Origin of the sequence: Paenibacillus sp. LK1, assembly GCF_002750415.1 — a bacterium.
In the GTDB taxonomy this organism is placed as follows: domain Bacteria; phylum Bacillota; class Bacilli; order Paenibacillales; family Paenibacillaceae; genus Paenibacillus; species Paenibacillus taichungensis.
On sequence record NZ_PEII01000022.1, the window covers coordinates 1 to 15,175 of the forward strand.

The 15,175-nt window shown below is 44.9% G+C and carries 21 protein-coding genes; 2 read left to right on the plus strand and 19 right to left on the minus strand.

The features are described 5' to 3' along the window. Positions 1-362: 362 nt before the first annotated feature. Together CS562_RS30530 and CS562_RS30535 are read right to left on the minus strand one after the other, a co-directional pair. A complete protein-coding gene (locus CS562_RS30530) occupies positions 363-593 on the minus strand; it encodes a hypothetical protein (protein WP_017692114.1) in 231 nt (76 codons plus the stop codon). A gap of 209 nt (positions 594-802) precedes the next feature. Beyond that, positions 803-1,420, minus strand: coding sequence for a stage II sporulation protein M (locus CS562_RS30535; RefSeq protein WP_076292180.1), 618 nt, complete (start codon positions 1,418-1,420; stop codon positions 803-805). Between the two features lie 121 nt (positions 1,421-1,541). On the opposite strand from CS562_RS30535, the gene pdaB reads away from it, so the two are divergent. Further along, positions 1,542-2,318 carry a polysaccharide deacetylase family sporulation protein PdaB gene (gene pdaB / locus CS562_RS30540; RefSeq protein WP_076292179.1) on the plus strand — a complete coding sequence of 259 codons (777 nt, stop codon included), beginning with the start codon at positions 1,542-1,544 and terminating at the stop codon, positions 2,316-2,318. Positions 2,319-2,460: 142 nt separating this feature from the next. Here pdaB and CS562_RS30545 read toward each other — a convergent pair whose 3' ends face one another. Next, a complete protein-coding gene (locus tag CS562_RS30545) occupies positions 2,461-3,090 on the minus strand; it encodes a KinB-signaling pathway activation protein (RefSeq protein WP_099859244.1) in 630 nt (209 codons plus the stop codon). A 125-nt stretch (positions 3,091-3,215) separates the two neighbouring features. Between CS562_RS30545 and gerD the strand changes: the two genes are divergently transcribed. Beyond that, positions 3,216-3,977, plus strand: coding sequence for a spore germination lipoprotein GerD (gene gerD / locus CS562_RS30550; RefSeq protein ID WP_076292177.1), 762 nt, complete (start codon positions 3,216-3,218; stop codon positions 3,975-3,977). Between the two features lie 95 nt (positions 3,978-4,072). Here gerD and CS562_RS30555 read toward each other — a convergent pair whose 3' ends face one another. The 16 genes from CS562_RS30555 to CS562_RS30630 form a co-directional block, all read right to left on the minus strand. Beyond that, positions 4,073-5,173 (minus strand): Mrp/NBP35 family ATP-binding protein, encoded by a 1,101-nt coding sequence (locus CS562_RS30555; RefSeq protein WP_076292176.1) that lies wholly within the window; start codon positions 5,171-5,173, stop codon positions 4,073-4,075. A 79-nt stretch (positions 5,174-5,252) separates the two neighbouring features. Further along, on the minus strand, positions 5,253-6,008 hold the full coding sequence (cwlD, locus tag CS562_RS30560) for an N-acetylmuramoyl-L-alanine amidase CwlD (RefSeq protein WP_076292175.1): 756 nt from the start codon (positions 6,006-6,008) through the stop codon (positions 5,253-5,255). 68 nt (positions 6,009-6,076) lie between these two features. Beyond that, positions 6,077-7,246, minus strand: coding sequence for a sulfate adenylyltransferase (sat, locus tag CS562_RS30565; RefSeq protein WP_099859245.1), 1,170 nt, complete (start codon positions 7,244-7,246; stop codon positions 6,077-6,079). Between the two features lie 85 nt (positions 7,247-7,331). Continuing rightward, complete coding sequence (locus CS562_RS30570; RefSeq protein ID WP_076292173.1) at positions 7,332-8,024, minus strand: phosphoadenylyl-sulfate reductase; 693 nt, start codon at positions 8,022-8,024, stop codon at positions 7,332-7,334. Positions 8,025-8,694: 670 nt separating this feature from the next. After that, on the minus strand, positions 8,695-9,087 hold the full coding sequence (gene rpsI / locus CS562_RS30575; protein WP_024633563.1) for a 30S ribosomal protein S9: 393 nt from the start codon (positions 9,085-9,087) through the stop codon (positions 8,695-8,697). A 19-nt stretch (positions 9,088-9,106) separates the two neighbouring features. After that, positions 9,107-9,544, minus strand: a complete 438-nt coding sequence (gene rplM, locus CS562_RS30580) for a 50S ribosomal protein L13 (RefSeq protein WP_024633564.1) — start codon at positions 9,542-9,544, stop codon at positions 9,107-9,109. Between the two features lie 205 nt (positions 9,545-9,749). Further along, positions 9,750-10,523 carry a tRNA pseudouridine(38-40) synthase TruA gene (gene truA, locus CS562_RS30585; protein WP_076292172.1) on the minus strand — a complete coding sequence of 258 codons (774 nt, stop codon included), beginning with the start codon at positions 10,521-10,523 and terminating at the stop codon, positions 9,750-9,752. A gap of 159 nt (positions 10,524-10,682) precedes the next feature. Beyond that, complete coding sequence (rplQ, locus tag CS562_RS30590; protein ID WP_017692102.1) at positions 10,683-11,048, minus strand: 50S ribosomal protein L17; 366 nt, start codon at positions 11,046-11,048, stop codon at positions 10,683-10,685. 34 nt (positions 11,049-11,082) lie between these two features. After that, positions 11,083-12,027, minus strand: a complete 945-nt coding sequence (locus CS562_RS30595) for a DNA-directed RNA polymerase subunit alpha (RefSeq protein WP_017692101.1) — start codon at positions 12,025-12,027, stop codon at positions 11,083-11,085. Positions 12,028-12,163: 136 nt separating this feature from the next. After that, entirely contained in the window at positions 12,164-12,559 is a 396-nt protein-coding gene (gene rpsK / locus CS562_RS30600; protein WP_017692100.1) for a 30S ribosomal protein S11, read from the minus strand. 19 nt (positions 12,560-12,578) lie between these two features. Further along, positions 12,579-12,947, minus strand: coding sequence for a 30S ribosomal protein S13 (gene rpsM / locus CS562_RS30605; protein ID WP_062329455.1), 369 nt, complete (start codon positions 12,945-12,947; stop codon positions 12,579-12,581). A gap of 20 nt (positions 12,948-12,967) precedes the next feature. Further along, a complete protein-coding gene (gene rpmJ, locus CS562_RS30610; protein WP_003333770.1) occupies positions 12,968-13,081 on the minus strand; it encodes a 50S ribosomal protein L36 in 114 nt (37 codons plus the stop codon). 152 nt (positions 13,082-13,233) lie between these two features. Next, positions 13,234-13,449, minus strand: coding sequence for a translation initiation factor IF-1 (gene infA / locus CS562_RS30615; protein ID WP_017692098.1), 216 nt, complete (start codon positions 13,447-13,449; stop codon positions 13,234-13,236). A 3-nt stretch (positions 13,450-13,452) separates the two neighbouring features. Next, positions 13,453-13,761, minus strand: a complete 309-nt coding sequence (locus tag CS562_RS30620; protein ID WP_076292171.1) for a KOW domain-containing RNA-binding protein — start codon at positions 13,759-13,761, stop codon at positions 13,453-13,455. Between the two features lie 10 nt (positions 13,762-13,771). Next, positions 13,772-14,524, minus strand: a complete 753-nt coding sequence (gene map / locus CS562_RS30625; protein ID WP_024633569.1) for a type I methionyl aminopeptidase — start codon at positions 14,522-14,524, stop codon at positions 13,772-13,774. A gap of 4 nt (positions 14,525-14,528) precedes the next feature. Then, positions 14,529-15,173, minus strand: coding sequence for an adenylate kinase (locus tag CS562_RS30630; protein WP_099859246.1), 645 nt, complete (start codon positions 15,171-15,173; stop codon positions 14,529-14,531). Positions 15,174-15,175 lie beyond the last annotated feature (2 nt).

Consider the following 15,175-nt stretch of genomic DNA (forward strand, 5'->3'; position numbering starts at 1 on the left):
GTTGTTCAGTTTTCAAAGATCAAACATTCAATTTGTTTCAGTTTTCCTCGTCACCGTATTTTCAGCGGCGACTTTTATAATATATCATGTTTAAGTTTCCTTTGCAAGCACTTTTTTTCGATTTATTTTCAATCGCTTTATTTCAGCGCTTGTTTCAGTTAACTTTTCCTTAAAAAAGGAACGAAAATTAATTTATCATATTGAACAAAAAAGGTCAACCCTTTTTCGACAAATTGTTTCATATCCTTTTCAAAGCCGCCTATTCTACCTATTCCTGATTCATGGTGTCTGAGGTACAGCGCTGGCTTTACGGGCCGCACCTCTCTTATATTGGTGAACTTTAGCATCCCACTACCACATCATTACGGCTTGGATTTTTTTAGTTTGCCACCTCTAGCATATTTGGATAGCTCTTTGGGTGGGGCAAAGCGTGCATACATACGGAACACAGTCTTGTAGCGACTCGCTATGGCGTATTTAATTTCTTGATCGAGACGGTTGTCACTTAAGTCGAACAACATTTCGTCGAGCTCTTTGCGCAGCACATAATCCAGTTCCTTGCATTCCTTCTCGTTAAACAGCATACCCAGCATTAGAGTTCTCCTTTTTCTGCATATGGATAATGGCGTGTCCCATTGTATGTCATATTCGAGCCCCTTAATTCAGGCCATATATTGGACAGCGCCGGTTTTAGTAGCAAACCTAGGATCATCTTTGTTTGTCCTTTTGTGGTTGCTACTGAAACCCGTTTTATTGTTATGGTCAACTTTCTGAAAATTTATGAATGTCATCCCATACAAATTTATCCTCGCACCAGGCTGTAGGTAAGTGTACTTTCGATAATCGCTGCAACAAAAAGCAAAATAACAATCCAGAAGGATGCAGTTACCGTTGTACGCATAAACGCACTCCACTGGCTGCCAATCGTATTTCGTTTCTCCCCGCTAAATTGACCAAGACTTTTGAGAACCAATCCACCAAACCTTAGACCAAATGCGCATGCGATAATAATTACCGGAATTTCAATAATGCCATGTGGAAGAAGTCCTTTCACAACAATATCAAAGAAGCTAGCCCCATAGTTCATTGTGGTGTGTACCAGAAATCCGATAACCATGCCATTGATCAACAGGAAAACGACAGGCAGAATGCCAAAGAAGATACCAGCATAGATCACAAGTACACTTTTGATGGCATTATTAAAAAAGATAAAGAGGAAGAAGTTCCATTGCACATTGTCCCCCTGCTCCAGCCGCTCACTAACCTCCCTTAGCCCCCCGATTTGATTCAACAATATATCCTCAAGTGTTCCTGTACTCACCCATCCCGTGCCTATTCCGACAACAAACAATACAATCGACCATATTAATGCACCACGAATGGAACCTAAAGCTCTAAGAAATGTACTGAATTTTAACATAATATCCTCCTGTAAAACCAAGATGTTGGACAAACAAACGTCTGATACGAATAACTGCGAGGTACGAGCATACATTGGAGAGTAAACAAGCATTTCTTATGGGAGAGGGGCGCTTATTGAAATGAACTCATTCTATGTATTTAGCGGCAAAAAGATCAAACGTTTCCTGATTGTGCTGGTTGCTGCCGTCTTTGCTATCGGGATTATTTATCTGGAGAGCGGCAATATTTCTGTATTCTCGGAGGATGCACCATCCGCCGTATACAGCGTTCCAACCGAGAAGAAGGTTATCGCACTCACTTTTGACATTAGCTGGGGAGATAAAAGGACAGAGCCTATTCTGAAGGTCCTCCAAGATAATAAAGTACAGAAGGCAACGTTCTTCTTATCCTCCCCCTGGAGTAAGACACACCCCGAGATTGTTACAGCCATCAAAGACGCAGGATACGAAATCGGCAGTCATGGTCACAAGCATGATAATTACAGCAGTCTGACTGAAGAGGAAATCCGCAAGGAAATTTCGACAGCTCATAGCATTTTAACCGATTTAACGGGAAAAGAACCGAAATTACTACGCCTGCCTAATGGCGACTTTGACAAACGCGTTCTCCAAGTTGCCAGCAGTTTGAATTATCAAGTAGTCCAATGGGACACCGATTCGCAGGATTGGAAGAACCCTGGTGTACAGACCATTGTTGATCGTGTTGTTAGTAAGGCGCACCCGGGTGACATTGTTCTGTTGCACGCCAGTGATTCCTCGAAACAAACGCATGAAGCATTACCTGTGATAATCGACAAGTTAAAAAATCAAGGGTATGAGTTCGTGACGGTTTCTGAGCTGCTTAACCATTCAAGTGTCAAAGGTACGGAAGTTCGCGACCAAGCCAGTGCACAGTAAGCGTTAATTAAAACAGTATTGGTGATGCAAACTGTATACTTGCCTTCCGAAGATCTCCACGTCCTGTAAAAGGCGCTGAAGCGCATAAATGAAAAGAGCTAACCAGGTTAGCTCTTTTTGGCGTTTTTTTGTAAGATAATCGCTACGCATGACTTTCTTGTACTTCGTTCTTTCCACTCACCCGCTGCTCCATGGACCCATCTACCAGCCTGTGCAATATCAGCATTTGGTATGCATTACAGATTAACAGTGGAACCACAATAAAGATGGTAGCCGCATTTACATCAATTCGTAAAACACCGATCGTCTCCACCACGGTAACAGCCACCATGAAAAAGAGTGTAGGTACCAACGCCGAAATATGTGTCTGTTTCACTTTTACGTAAGCGGTAACAATTCCAGCTGCCAAAATAATGACTCCAAGCACAATATCGGATAGCCGTTCTCGTTCCCCACCAACAAACAAACGTAAAAACATGACATCAAATAATGCCAACACGGTTAGAACAATCTGTACAATTTGCCAACTGCGTTTCGAAAATACACCTTTGCCCATATAGTTCAATATCAAGTATGCGAAAAAACCCATTTGCGAATACACGCTAATCATAATACCGGAACCAAACAAGATCAGGAGATAAAATAAAAAATCGGTCATTCCATTCGTTTTTTCTCCATTAACCAACATCATAATTAGACCCGTCACTAATGATCCCGCAGCCCCAATAAGCAAAGCTGACCAAAATAGGAAAAACCATTTACGTAAATTCAAATGTTTTCCACCCCCGAGAGTTTATTTTACCAACCTTCACAGCAAAAAACCATCATCATTCAACATATTTAGCGGTTTCCCATCACATACTACATCCAGTATCTAATCAAGGAGGGGTTGTGCACATGAAACGGCCTTTGTGGCAGTTATGCTGTGTCGTACTTGGACTATCCGTCATGCTCGCCGGCTGTGGCTCAGATCAGAATTATTCGCCTCCTCAGGGCGGTTATAAAGAGATGAAAACGATGGTCGTGGATATTCTCAAAAGTGACGAAGGCAAAAAGGCGGTCGAGGAAGCACTCACTGGACAAAGTTCTTCTGGTGGTGGGGAAGGCGGCGCTTCTGGCCAAAGTGGAGCTTCTGGCGGTGGATCTGGGACAGTGGGTATGAAAATGTTAATGCCTATGCAATCTTCAGAACAAATACGTATAGCTGTAAAAGATACCATCACGGCTCCTGAATACCAGAAGGAATTCGAGAAAATTATGACGGATCCACAATTTGCAGGTGAATTCGCCAAAGTAATTAACTCTCAAAGCAAGCAACTGCATATGCAGTTAATCAAAGATCCAACGTATCAAAAATCCATTGGGGATGTCATGAAATCTCCTGAAGTATCCAAGATGTTCATGGATATGACCAAAACGCCAGAATATCGTAAACAAACGATGACCGTTATGCAGGAAGTCATGCAAAATCCTTTATTTCGGATGGAAGTACTGACTTTGCTTAAAAAGGTAGTCCAAGATGAGTTGCAACCCAAAACAGAACAAGGCGGCAAACAGGACGGCCAAAGCAAAGATGACAATGGGGATGGCGGAAGTGGCAGCGGAGACGGCAGTAGTGATGGTAACAGTGGTGGAGACGGAAGTAATGGAGGATCGTAAGTCGATAATACTTTAAAGTTAAAAGATATCGAGTGTTGAAAAAAGCCCGCATCCATGGATGTGGGCCTTTTTATATATTTTACATCATAAGAAAACTAAAACTTGGCATCAACAGACTGGGCAACCTCGTCGTAAATCGCCCCGATGCTTGTATCTGCTTTATACACGGATGGGGAAAAATCCGGCTCCGAAATATGATTATCCGGCGCTCCCAGTGGAATCTGCGCAAGCAGTTCTGTATGAAGACTCTCGGCAAGAGTCCCCCCACCACCTCGGCCAAATACATAATCTTTCTCTCCGCATTTGCTGCATTCATAATAAGCCATGTTCTCTACGACACCAAGCAGCTCATGTTCCGTCTGAATGGCCATGGCACCTGCACGTGCAGCTACAAAGGCAGCGGTTGCATGCGGTGTTGTAACGATGATTTCTTTGCTGTGAGGCAGCATCTGATGTACGTCTAGTGCGACGTCCCCCGTACCCGGAGGCAGATCAAGCAGCATATAATCCAACTCTCCCCAGTTTACATCGGTAAAAAATTGGCGCAACATCCGGCCCAACATAGGTCCACGCCAGATCACCGGGTTATTCTCCCGAATAAAGAATCCCATCGACATCACTTTTACGCCGAAACGCTCGACCGGTTGGATAACCCCGTCCTCAACGACTGGATATTCCTCAATGCCCATCATATCAGGTACACTGAAGCCATATATATCTGCATCAATCAAGCCAACCTTCTTGCCTTGACGTGCCAGAGCCGCAGCCAAATTAACGGTTACCGTCGATTTGCCGACGCCGCCTTTACCACTAGCAACAGCAATAAAACGCACGCCGGATTCAGGACTTAACAACTCATGTCCGTCCAGCCCTGCTGCATGGCCTTTGACAAGCACTTCGTCCTGGTCTTCCTCATGATCCGCTTGTCCTATGTTCAGGCTCTCACGCTCATGCTCTGACGCTGCACGCAGACGAATATGTACATCATTCACTCCGTGTTGGGACAACAGGTTGCGAGCGGCATCGCTTAGAGCAGTTGTATCCTCTGTGCGGTTCTCCAGCGTCACCATAGTAAGAGCAACATGATTTTCTTTAACCATGACATCACGGACCCACTGCAGTTCAGTCAAACTTACGCCCAATTGCGGTTCCTGCAACGGCTGCAATAGTTCAAGTATCTGTTCTTTTGATAACATCAGACAGCACCTCAGCTTTATCTATTGGCATGTAATTAGGTATGCTGGTCCAATTATATCATTACCTTTCTCATTGTGACTAACTTTTAGGACGTTCTCCTGACGAATAACGGAGAATCCCGTTATAGATGGATGCAGCAACTTTGCGCTGATAGGTCTCATCAGCAAGCAGACGAGCCTCTTCCGGGTGAGAAAGGAAACCGACCTCCACCAATGCCGAGGGAATTTTTAACGCCTGGAGCAAATAAACGGTATTTACCGTTTTCGCGATTCGATCTGTATTTTCCAGATTACGAATCATTTCTTGCTGAAGCAGATTGGCTAATCCTTCATTATCGGGATGATTGGGTGTATAAAAAACTTGAGCGCCACTCCAGCGGTTCGAAGGTACACTGTTCATATGAATGCTGATAAAGAGGTCTGCCTGTTTATCCTCGATTCTTCTTACTCTTTGTTTCAGGTCTTCCGTCTTGCGTTTGGAGTAACCCTTAGTATCTGTAGTAGCCAGATCGGTGTCGATTTCACGGGTCATCACAACCAAGGCTCCTGCTTGCTGCAGATAATCTCGTACGTACAACGCAATGGATAAATTGATATCTTTCTCAATGACTCCCTGCTTACTCACTGCTCCCCCATCTGGCCCACCATGTCCTGCATCAATGGCTATGACTTTTCCCGCTAATGGCAGCCCCCAGTAACCGGACATTTTGGAGGAGGGCAACTCATACGTCACCACCGCCACAAACATCGCAAGCAAACAAAGGCTTAACATGACCCTCTTCATGGTGCGTAACCTAATCCAGATCACAAAGTGCTTCCCCATATTTTTACGCATAAAAAAACCACCTCGTCCCTATAAATGACTCTAATCATCTATATGGGACAAGATGGACAAATATACCGTTAGGAGCGGACTTGCTCTGCCATTCCTTCTATCAGCACCTCAGCTACCTCTGGGCGCGTAAATTCAGGTGGAGGGCATTGGCCATCTCTTAACAAGCCACGTACTTTCGTGCCAGACAGAGCCATGTGGTGTTCTTTATCATGCGGGCAAGTTTTGCTGGATGCCATGTTGCCGCATTTGGTACAGAAAAAACTATGTTCAAAGAACAAAGGAGTGATACCGAGTTCTTCCGGTGTGAAGTTATTAAAGATCTCCTGCGCTTCATACGTTCCGTAGTAGTCACCCACACCTGCATGGTCGCGGCCTACAATAAAGTGAGTACAACCATAATTTTTACGTACCATCGCGTGGAAAATGGCCTCTCTTGGACCAGCATACCGCATTGCCGCCGGAAATACGCCTAGAAACGAACGATCAGCCGGATAATAGTTCTCCAGCAAAACGAGATAACTCTTCATTCTTACATCTGCAGGCACGTCATCAGACTTCGTTTCGCCTACAAGCGGGTTTAAGAACAAGGCGTCCACAATCTCCATTGCACTCTTCTGAATGTACTCATGGGCACGATGGACCGGATTACGCGTCTGGAAACCAACAACCGTCTTCCAGCCCTTATCCTGGAACGTTTTCCGTGTCTCAGCAGGATCATAATAGAACTGTTCGAACTTGGCCGGTTTGGGGCGATTCAGCACTTGAATTGGACCTCCTACATACGTTGCAGGTCGTTCCAGCAGTTTTTTCACACCCGGGTGCTCTGGATCATCCGTCTTGAAGACACGACGTGCTTCTTCACCCTGATCTACTTTGTATAAGCTCTTCACTTCAAGCAATCCATAAGTTACTCCGTCATTATCGCCAATAAGTGCCACAGTCTCACCGATCTGGAGCGATGCAGCCTGCTGTTCATCTACAGCTAAGGTAATGGGGATACTCCAGACTGTTCGGTCAGCAAGACGCATACGAGATATAACCGAAAGATAGTCTTCTTCATTCATAAAACCTTGAAGCGGTGAGAATGCACCCACACCAATGAGATCCAAATCCGAAATTGTCCAGCTGTTTATACGTAAAGAGGGCAGTTTCTCACTCTCTCGTAATAATTGTTCCCGTTCTTCTCCTTGTACGACACGCTGTATCAGCGTACCTCCATGAGGCAGAATCGAAGTCATCTTGTCAGCTCCCTGTTTCACCATTTTTTATATCATCAAGAATGAATCCAGTGCATTATAAAATCCATCACTTATTCTGAATAAATTATTTATGAAGACCACATTCCGTTTTATCGTTCCCAGACCAGCGTCCCGCACGTGGATCTTCTCCAGGCATAACTTGACGTGTGCAATACTCACAACCGATACTCGGATAATTTTGATCATGCAGCGGATTGTACACGACATTATTGGCACGAATATAATCCCATACATCCTCTGTAGTCCAGTGGGCAATCGGGTTAAACTTCATAAGCCCAAACTTAGCATCATATTCGACCTTCTTGGAATTTGCACGCGTCGGTGCTTGATCTCTCCGAATACCGGTAATCCAGGCATCATACTGAGATAGAATACGTGTCAGCGGCTCAACCTTCCGAATATTACAGCATGCATTAGGATCCGACTTCCACAATTGTTCCCCATGTTGAGCTGCCTGTTCCTCAGGTGTAATTTTCGGAGCAACACGTACAAAATCTAGATTGTATTTCTCCTTCATTTTGTCGCGAGTTTCGTAAGTCTCCTTAAAATGAAAATCAGTATCTAAATAAAATATATCCGTGGATGGGCTGATCTTCTGAAGCATATCTACAAGTACAACATCCTCTGCACCGAAGCTGCATGCAAAAGTGATATTTGGAAACGTCTCAATAGCATAACGAATAATATCCTCTGGACTTGCGTTTTCCAATTCTTCAGCCTTCGTCCGTGCAAGTTCTTCTTTCTCCAACAAGTTCATGTCTGCATTTCCCCCATTCTGCATTTCAACAATCACTAAAGCCGACTAATCTAATATGAATTATGTATAGTATAAATCTTTCATGAGGGATGTCAATGCCTGCCATATGGTAAAATACATCCGTTTTGGCCCATTTTTTTGTTGTTCATTTCGAATATAATTTGGTGTTCATTATGCAGTTAATAAAATTGTGGATAAAATCATCCAAGTGTAGCATCATCCATTTCCACCTTATCCTTATCTCCTCATCAATGAAATCCTTTGCCCCTATTGGGTTTATGGTGCACATTTGATAAAACGAAGTATAGAATAACTCTATAAATTCAAACGAATATAGAAGAACGAGAAGGATTTAATAATGAGATAAATGCGGGAATCCTATTCTTCAATAGTAAGTGGCCTTTATCAAAACCATAAGAAAAACTGATGAAAATTGAGAATGAAAAATGAATGATTACAACCATTATAAAGTTCTAAAACTGCAAATTTGATTAATGGTTTAGGTGGATCGCATTTACTGGAGTACTCGTTGGAGGAAGAAACTTTAACCGTTACAGAGGAACCTGAAGCTACTTTGGTGCATCTTCTGAAGTAAAGAGCAATTAAAATATCTATTGGTCTGTAGAATACAAAAAAGCCTTTGACCGAGGCCAAAGGCTTGTAATGCATATTAACGTTTGGAGAACTGAGGTGCGCGACGTGCGGCTTTGAGACCGTATTTTTTACGCTCTTTCATCCGTGGGTCACGAGTCAGGAATCCTGCTTTTTTCAGGGAAGCACGGTATTCCGGATCTGCTTTCAACAGAGCGCGGGAGATACCATGACGGATTGCGCCGGCTTGACCGGAGATTCCGCCACCATGAGCGATAACAAGAACATCATAGTTGCTGAGTGTTTCTGTCAGGTTCAGTGGTTGTTTTACGATCAGTTTGAGTGTTTCCAAACCGAAGTATTCATTAATATCACGTTTATTGATGACAATGCGTCCTTCACCCGGTACAAGGCGAACACGAGCTACCGAATGTTTACGACGACCTGTCCCATAGTATTGTACTTGTGCCATGAAACTGTCCTCCTTTTAATTAACCGCGAAGTTCATAAACTTCTGGTTTTTGTGCTGCATGTGGATGCTCAGTGCCTCTGTACGCTTTAAGTCTCAACTTCATTTTCTCGCCCATGCGAGTTTTTGGAAGCATACCGCGAACAGCCAATTCCAACATACGTTCCGGTTTGTTTTTAACCATCTCTTCAGCAGTAGTTACTTTCAAACCACCTGGGTGCATCGAGTGACGGTAGTATTTTTTACCTTGCATTTTTTTACCAGTCAATACAATTTTCTCTGCATTGATGATAACAACGAAATCGCCAGTGTCCACATGTGGAGTGAATTGTGGCTTATGTTTGCCGCGGATCAAAGCAGCTGCTTCGCTCGCCAAACGTCCGAGCGTTTTGCCTTCGGCATCAATGATGTGCCATTGGCGCTCAACTTCGTTAGGCTTCGCCATGTACGTGGTACGCATGAAAAGTTCCTCCTTAAAATGTTCAACATCATTATATTCATTTATCTTCATTCATTAAGTGATAACTTTAGGTGTTGATGGATAGTTCTTTCGTTGTGACCCTCTTAATTGGGGCTGTGGGAAAGCCATTAAGAAAACACAACTTTTATATTACATGATAGGAGCTTAAATCGCAAGTGTTAATTAAGCATTTCACTTTGCAAATTTAATCTTTTTTGTATTCAAGGTCCCAGAGCATTAAACCGCAGCTAACCGCAGTAGGTCCTGCAGCAGAACGATTACAAGCAGCAATCATATTCGGTACGTCAGAGGCTTTCCGTTTGCCCTCTCCGACCTCCAGCAGTGTACCTACAATAATACGAACCATATGCTGCAAAAAGCCGTTACCACTCACATAGATGTGAATGACACCCTGATCGCGCGGATGGTCCCTACACATTGAACGGTCCACTTCTATCCATGCTTCGTATACCGAACGTACATGATTTTCTTTCTGAGACTTGCGTGAAGCAAAGGAGGTGAAATCATACGTACCAATAAAATGACGCAACCCCTCCTGCATTGCCGCAATGTCCAGCTTGGCATGGTGATGATACTGCAGCCTCCGGTTAAATACATCCGGGAATTGATTCGCATTGACGGTATACCGGTACGTTTTCTTTTTCGCAGCATAGCGCGAATGAAAATCGTTCGGTACTTCAACCGCATCAATAACGATAATATCGGATGGTAATCTGGAGTTGAGCGCCATACACCATCGTTCAATCGGGATCTGGGATTCCGTAGGGAAATTGAAGATCTGTCTGCGTGCGTGAACGCCTGCATCCGTTCTGCCTGAACCCGTGATTTTAACCTTCTCACCGGTTAAAGCACGAATGGCATCTTCAAGATGGTCCTGAATGGTATTCCCTCCTGGCTGAACCTGAAAGCCGTAATAGGCAGTGCCATCATAAGTTAACGTCATACACAAGTTGCGCATCAATACCACACCTTTGTTCCATACTATACATGTGCCTATCCCGAACAGCAAAAGAAGCCCCTTTCGGAGCTTCTATTACAGCACGAAATCCGAAATGAAGAGAAAAAAAGGGTTAAACCAGAATCAACGATTCTGTCCCCTTTCCTCATCTCATCTGTTCTACGCGCGGTCAACCAGTTCCAAGTAAACCATAGGCGCAGCGTCACCACGACGAGGTCCCAGTTTCAGGATACGAGTGTATCCACCTGGACGCTCAGCGTAACGACCGGACAATTCGCTAAACAGTTTTTGGATTGCATCTTGCTCACCATCGATTGTTTCGCGGCGAACATAAGCTGCCACTTGGCGACGGGCATGAAGATCTCCCTTTTTCGCTTTAGTGATCAGTTTTTCAGCAATAGAGCGAACCTCTTTTGCTTTCGCTTCAGTTGTCTGAATGCGTTCGTATAAGAACAGGTCGGTTACCAGGTCACGGAACAAAGCTTTACGTGCGCTGGAATTACGGCCCAACTTTTGGTATGCCATTGTTTTCCCTCCTTCACTTCAAGCACTCGGCTGTCTATTCTTCTGTACGGAGTCCCAAACCAAGTTCCTCAAGCTTCTCTTGAACTTCTTCCAAAGACTTACGTCCGAGGTTACGGACTTTCATCATGTCTTCTTCTGTTTTCGTAGTCAGCTCTTGTACGGTATTAATACCAGCACGTTTGAGGCAGTTATAGGAACGAACAGAGAGATCCAGCTCTTCGATCGTCATTTCGAGTACTTTTTCTTTTTTGTCTTCTTCTTTTTCGACCATAATCTCTGCATCTTTCGCTTCGTCTGTAAGACCCACGAAGAGCATCAGATGCTCGGTCAAAATTTTAGCGCCAAGGCTTACAGCCTCTTCAGGACGAATACTTCCGTCAGTCCAAACTTCCAACGTGAGCTTGTCATAGTTGGTTACTTGGCCAACACGCGTATTTTCCACAGCGTAGTTAACGCGGCTGATCGGGGTGAAGATGGAATCGACTGGGATGACGCCGATCGGCTGGTCATCGCGTTTATTCCGATCTGCCTGGACGTAGCCGCGACCGCGATTGGCAAAAATACGCATGTGAAGTCTCGAACCTGGTCCGAGCGTAGCGATGTGCAGATCCGGGTTAAGGATTTCCACATCAGAGTCAGCACGGATATCTCCAGCCGTAATTGCTCCTTCGCCTTCAGCATCAATCTCGAGCACTTTCTCCTCATCAGAATGAATTTTAAGCGATAAAGCTTTCAGGTTAAGAATGACCTCCGTAACATCTTCCATTACGCCAGGAACTGTAGCAAATTCATGCAGAACGCCATCGATTTGAACCGAAGACACTGCCGCACCCGGCAGTGACGAGAGCAAGATTCGGCGAAGCGAGTTTCCAAGCGTCGTACCGTATCCGCGCTCAAGCGGTTCTACTACGAATTTCCCATAGGTGCCATCATCGTTGACGTCTACCGTCTCAATTTTCGGCTTTTCGATTTCAATCACTGCAATACCCCTCCTTCAAAACGTCGGTCCTCTATGAAACATTTACCTTCTCTTGCGAAAACATGTAGTAGTATGCCTAAACAACCATTATTAGCAGATTGTGCCGGAAATATACCACACGCAGGGGCAAATCTCATTAGACACGACGACGTTTTGGAGGACGGCATCCGTTATGCGGGACTGGAGTTACGTCTTTGATCAGGTTAACTTCAAGACCTGCAGCTTGCAAAGAGCGGATCGCTGCTTCACGGCCTGCGCCTGGTCCTTTAACCATAACCTCAACGGCTTTCATCCCATGTTCCATTGCAGCTTTGGCAGCAGTCTCAGCAGCCATTTGTGCAGCAAACGGAGTCGATTTACGGGAACCTCTGAATCCGAGGCCGCCGGAGCTTGCCCACGAAATTGCATTTCCGTGAGGATCCGTAATAGTAACGATAGTGTTATTGAAAGTGGAACGGATATGCGCCACGCCAGATTCAATATTCTTACGGTCACGACGTTTAGTACGTACGACTTTTTTCGGTTTAGCCATTTTCTCTTATCCCCCCTTATTATTTCTTCTTGTTCGCTACAGTACGACGAGGACCTTTACGAGTACGAGCATTCGTTTTCGTACGTTGTCCACGAACAGGCAGACCACGACGATGACGAACTCCACGGTAACAACCGATCTCCGTCAAACGCTTAATATTCAAAGAGATTTCACGACGCAGGTCACCTTCTACTTTGACCTCTTTGTCGATACTTTCACGCAATTTGCTGACTTCATCTTCCGTCAAATCACGAACACGAGTGTCCGGATTGATGCCTGTTGTGCTCAGAATTTTCTGGGAAGTCGTTTTACCGATTCCGAAAATATAAGTCAAGGCGATCTCAACGCGCTTATCACGTGGCAAATCCACACCAGCTATACGTGCCATTTTACGCTACACCCCCTTCTTTAACCTTGTTTTTGTTTGTGTTTCGGATTTTCACAGATAACCATAACATTCCCTTTGCGGCGAATGACTTTGCATTTTTCGCAAATCGGCTTGACCGAAGGTCTTACCTTCATGTGAATTACCTCCTCAAAGTTTTGCTTAGCAAAACTCTCTTCGTAAGCATTGACCTTGTTCTACTATTGTAAAACCGGCTTCGAAGCTTTCGCAAGTTTTGCCGGGCAAAACCCGCTTCATAAGCTTCACAGTTCATTGCAACTGTCTACTACTATTTACGGTAAGTTATACGACCTTTTGTCAAATCATAAGGCGATAACTGAACAACCACTTTGTCTCCAGTCAGGATACGGATAAAGTGCATCCGCAACTTGCCGGAAACGTGAGCGAGAATTTGATGACCGTTCTCAAGCTCAACCTTGAACGTTGCATTCGGTAGCGGTTCGAGAACCGTACCTTCCACTTCAATGACATCTTCCTTGGCCATTAGTCAGTCTCCTTTCTCTTCAGCTTGAATGTTGGTGGATTCCAGAAACGAATGAACCGCGAAGCGGAGCTTTCCGTTTGTCACCCGACCACTCTCGTTTAAACTGTTTACGACCTCGCTGCTAATCATCGGCTGGAGTTCAAGATGAAGAATATTCTTCTTCTTGGGTTGATCAAACTTACGTTTGTCTCCATCCGCAATATATACGAACCTGCTGTCCGCTATAGCAACAATTACTGCGGCTTGGTCCGCATTGCGGCCTTTACGAATCTTCACAAGTTGACCGAGCTGCGGATTAGACTGATTGTTCATGCCTTATCACCTACGCATTCAGTTTTGTGAAAATTTCCATGCCTTCTGGTGTAACTGCTACGGTGTGTTCAAAGTGGGCGCATAACGATCCATCAACAGTGACGACAGTCCAGTTATCTTCCAACGTTTTCACATACCGTCTGCCTGCGTTAACCATCGGCTCTATGGCCAGCACCATGCCCGCTTTAAGCCGTGGTCCCCGATCAGGAAGACCATAGTTCGGAATCTGTGGTTCCTCGTGCAGATCCGCTCCTATGCCGTGACCGACATATTCACGTACTACTGAGAACCCTTCATCTTCAATATATTTCTGAATCGCATGAGATATTGTAAACAAGCGAACGTCCGGTTTAACCAGCGCCAGACCTGCGTATAACGAAGCCTCGGTAACGTCCAGAAGACGACGGGCTTCTTCGGAAATACGGCCGACTGGATAAGTCCAGGCGGAGTCTCCGTGATAACCCTGGTACTGCGCGCCAATGTCAAACGTAACGATATCGCCCTCGTTCAACTTTCGTTTGCCGGGAAATCCATGCACCAACTCTTCATTCACTGAAGCGCACACACTGGCAGGGAAACCGTTATAACCTTTGAAAGACGGCACAGCTCCTTGACTGCGGATGTATTGATCGGCCATATGGTCAAGTTCTCCAGTCGTAATACCGGGAGCGATATGCTCTGCCAAGAGACGATGCGTTTCCGCAACAATTCTCCCCGCTTCCCTCATCAAGCCCAGTTCCGTTTCGGACTTACCAATGATCATTCAATTAACCTCGCAGCAGGGACACAATTTCATGAGAAACTTGATCGATATCCTGCTCTCCGTCCATTTGACGAAGAAGGCCTTTGTTCTCATAAAATGTGAGGAGTGGTGCTGTTTTGTTGATATATTCGTCGAGACGTGTGCCTACGCTCTCTTCATTATCATCAGAGCGCTGGTACAAGTCACCGCCGCATTTATCACAAATACCTTCCTGCTTGGGCGGATTGAACACGACATGATAGGTGGCGCCACAGTTCTTACAAATACGACGACCCGTCAAACGGGCGAGCAATTTGTTGCGGTCCACTTTCAGGTTGATTACATGATCGAGACCTGAGTTCAGTCGATCCAGAATACCACCGAGCGCTTCTGCTTGAGACAGGGTTCTTGGAAAACCATCCAAGAGGAAACCTTCTCTGCAATCAGGCTGCTGCAAACGTTCTTCAACGATGCCGATAGTTACATCATCTGGTACGAGCAATCCTTGATCCATATATTCCTTGGCTTTCAGGCCAATGGGAGTTCCCTGCTTAATCGCAAGACGAAATGCATCGCCTGTTGAAATGTGGGGAATACCGAACTCTTTCACAATGACGTCTGCTTGCGTTCCTTTTCCTGCCCCCGGAGGGCCCATGAATAGGATGTTCACGT

Coding starts and splice junctions, on each gene's coding strand:
- CS562_RS30620 (WP_076292171.1), bottom strand. CDS start 13,761: ATGAACAATCAGTCTAATCCGCAGCTCGGTCAACTTGTGAAGATTCGT.
- pdaB (WP_076292179.1), top strand. CDS start 1,542: ATGAACTCATTCTATGTATTTAGCGGCAAAAAGATCAAACGTTTCCTG.
- rplM (WP_024633564.1), bottom strand. CDS start 9,544: ATGCGTACCACGTACATGGCGAAGCCTAACGAAGTTGAGCGCCAATGG.
- CS562_RS30570 (WP_076292173.1), bottom strand. CDS start 8,024: ATGAACTTGTTGGAGAAAGAAGAACTTGCACGGACGAAGGCTGAAGAA.
- cwlD (WP_076292175.1), bottom strand. CDS start 6,008: ATGCGTAAAAATATGGGGAAGCACTTTGTGATCTGGATTAGGTTACGC.
- infA (WP_017692098.1), bottom strand. CDS start 13,449: ATGGCCAAGGAAGATGTCATTGAAGTGGAAGGTACGGTTCTCGAACCG.
- rpsM (WP_062329455.1), bottom strand. CDS start 12,947: ATGGCACGTATAGCTGGTGTGGATTTGCCACGTGATAAGCGCGTTGAG.
- rpmJ (WP_003333770.1), bottom strand. CDS start 13,081: ATGAAGGTAAGACCTTCGGTCAAGCCGATTTGCGAAAAATGCAAAGTC.
- CS562_RS30555 (WP_076292176.1), bottom strand. CDS start 5,173: ATGTTATCAAAAGAACAGATACTTGAACTATTGCAGCCGTTGCAGGAA.
- rpsI (WP_024633563.1), bottom strand. CDS start 9,087: ATGGCACAAGTACAATACTATGGGACAGGTCGTCGTAAACATTCGGTA.
- rpsK (WP_017692100.1), bottom strand. CDS start 12,559: ATGGCTAAACCGAAAAAAGTCGTACGTACTAAACGTCGTGACCGTAAG.
- CS562_RS30535 (WP_076292180.1), bottom strand. CDS start 1,420: ATGTTAAAATTCAGTACATTTCTTAGAGCTTTAGGTTCCATTCGTGGT.
- map (WP_024633569.1), bottom strand. CDS start 14,524: ATGATCATTGGTAAGTCCGAAACGGAACTGGGCTTGATGAGGGAAGCG.
- sat (WP_099859245.1), bottom strand. CDS start 7,246: ATGACTTCGATTCTGCCTCATGGAGGTACGCTGATACAGCGTGTCGTA.
- gerD (WP_076292177.1), top strand. CDS start 3,216: ATGAAACGGCCTTTGTGGCAGTTATGCTGTGTCGTACTTGGACTATCC.
- CS562_RS30530 (WP_017692114.1), bottom strand. CDS start 593: ATGCTGGGTATGCTGTTTAACGAGAAGGAATGCAAGGAACTGGATTAT.
- truA (WP_076292172.1), bottom strand. CDS start 10,523: ATGCGCAACTTGTGTATGACGTTAACTTATGATGGCACTGCCTATTAC.
- rplQ (WP_017692102.1), bottom strand. CDS start 11,048: ATGGCATACCAAAAGTTGGGCCGTAATTCCAGCGCACGTAAAGCTTTG.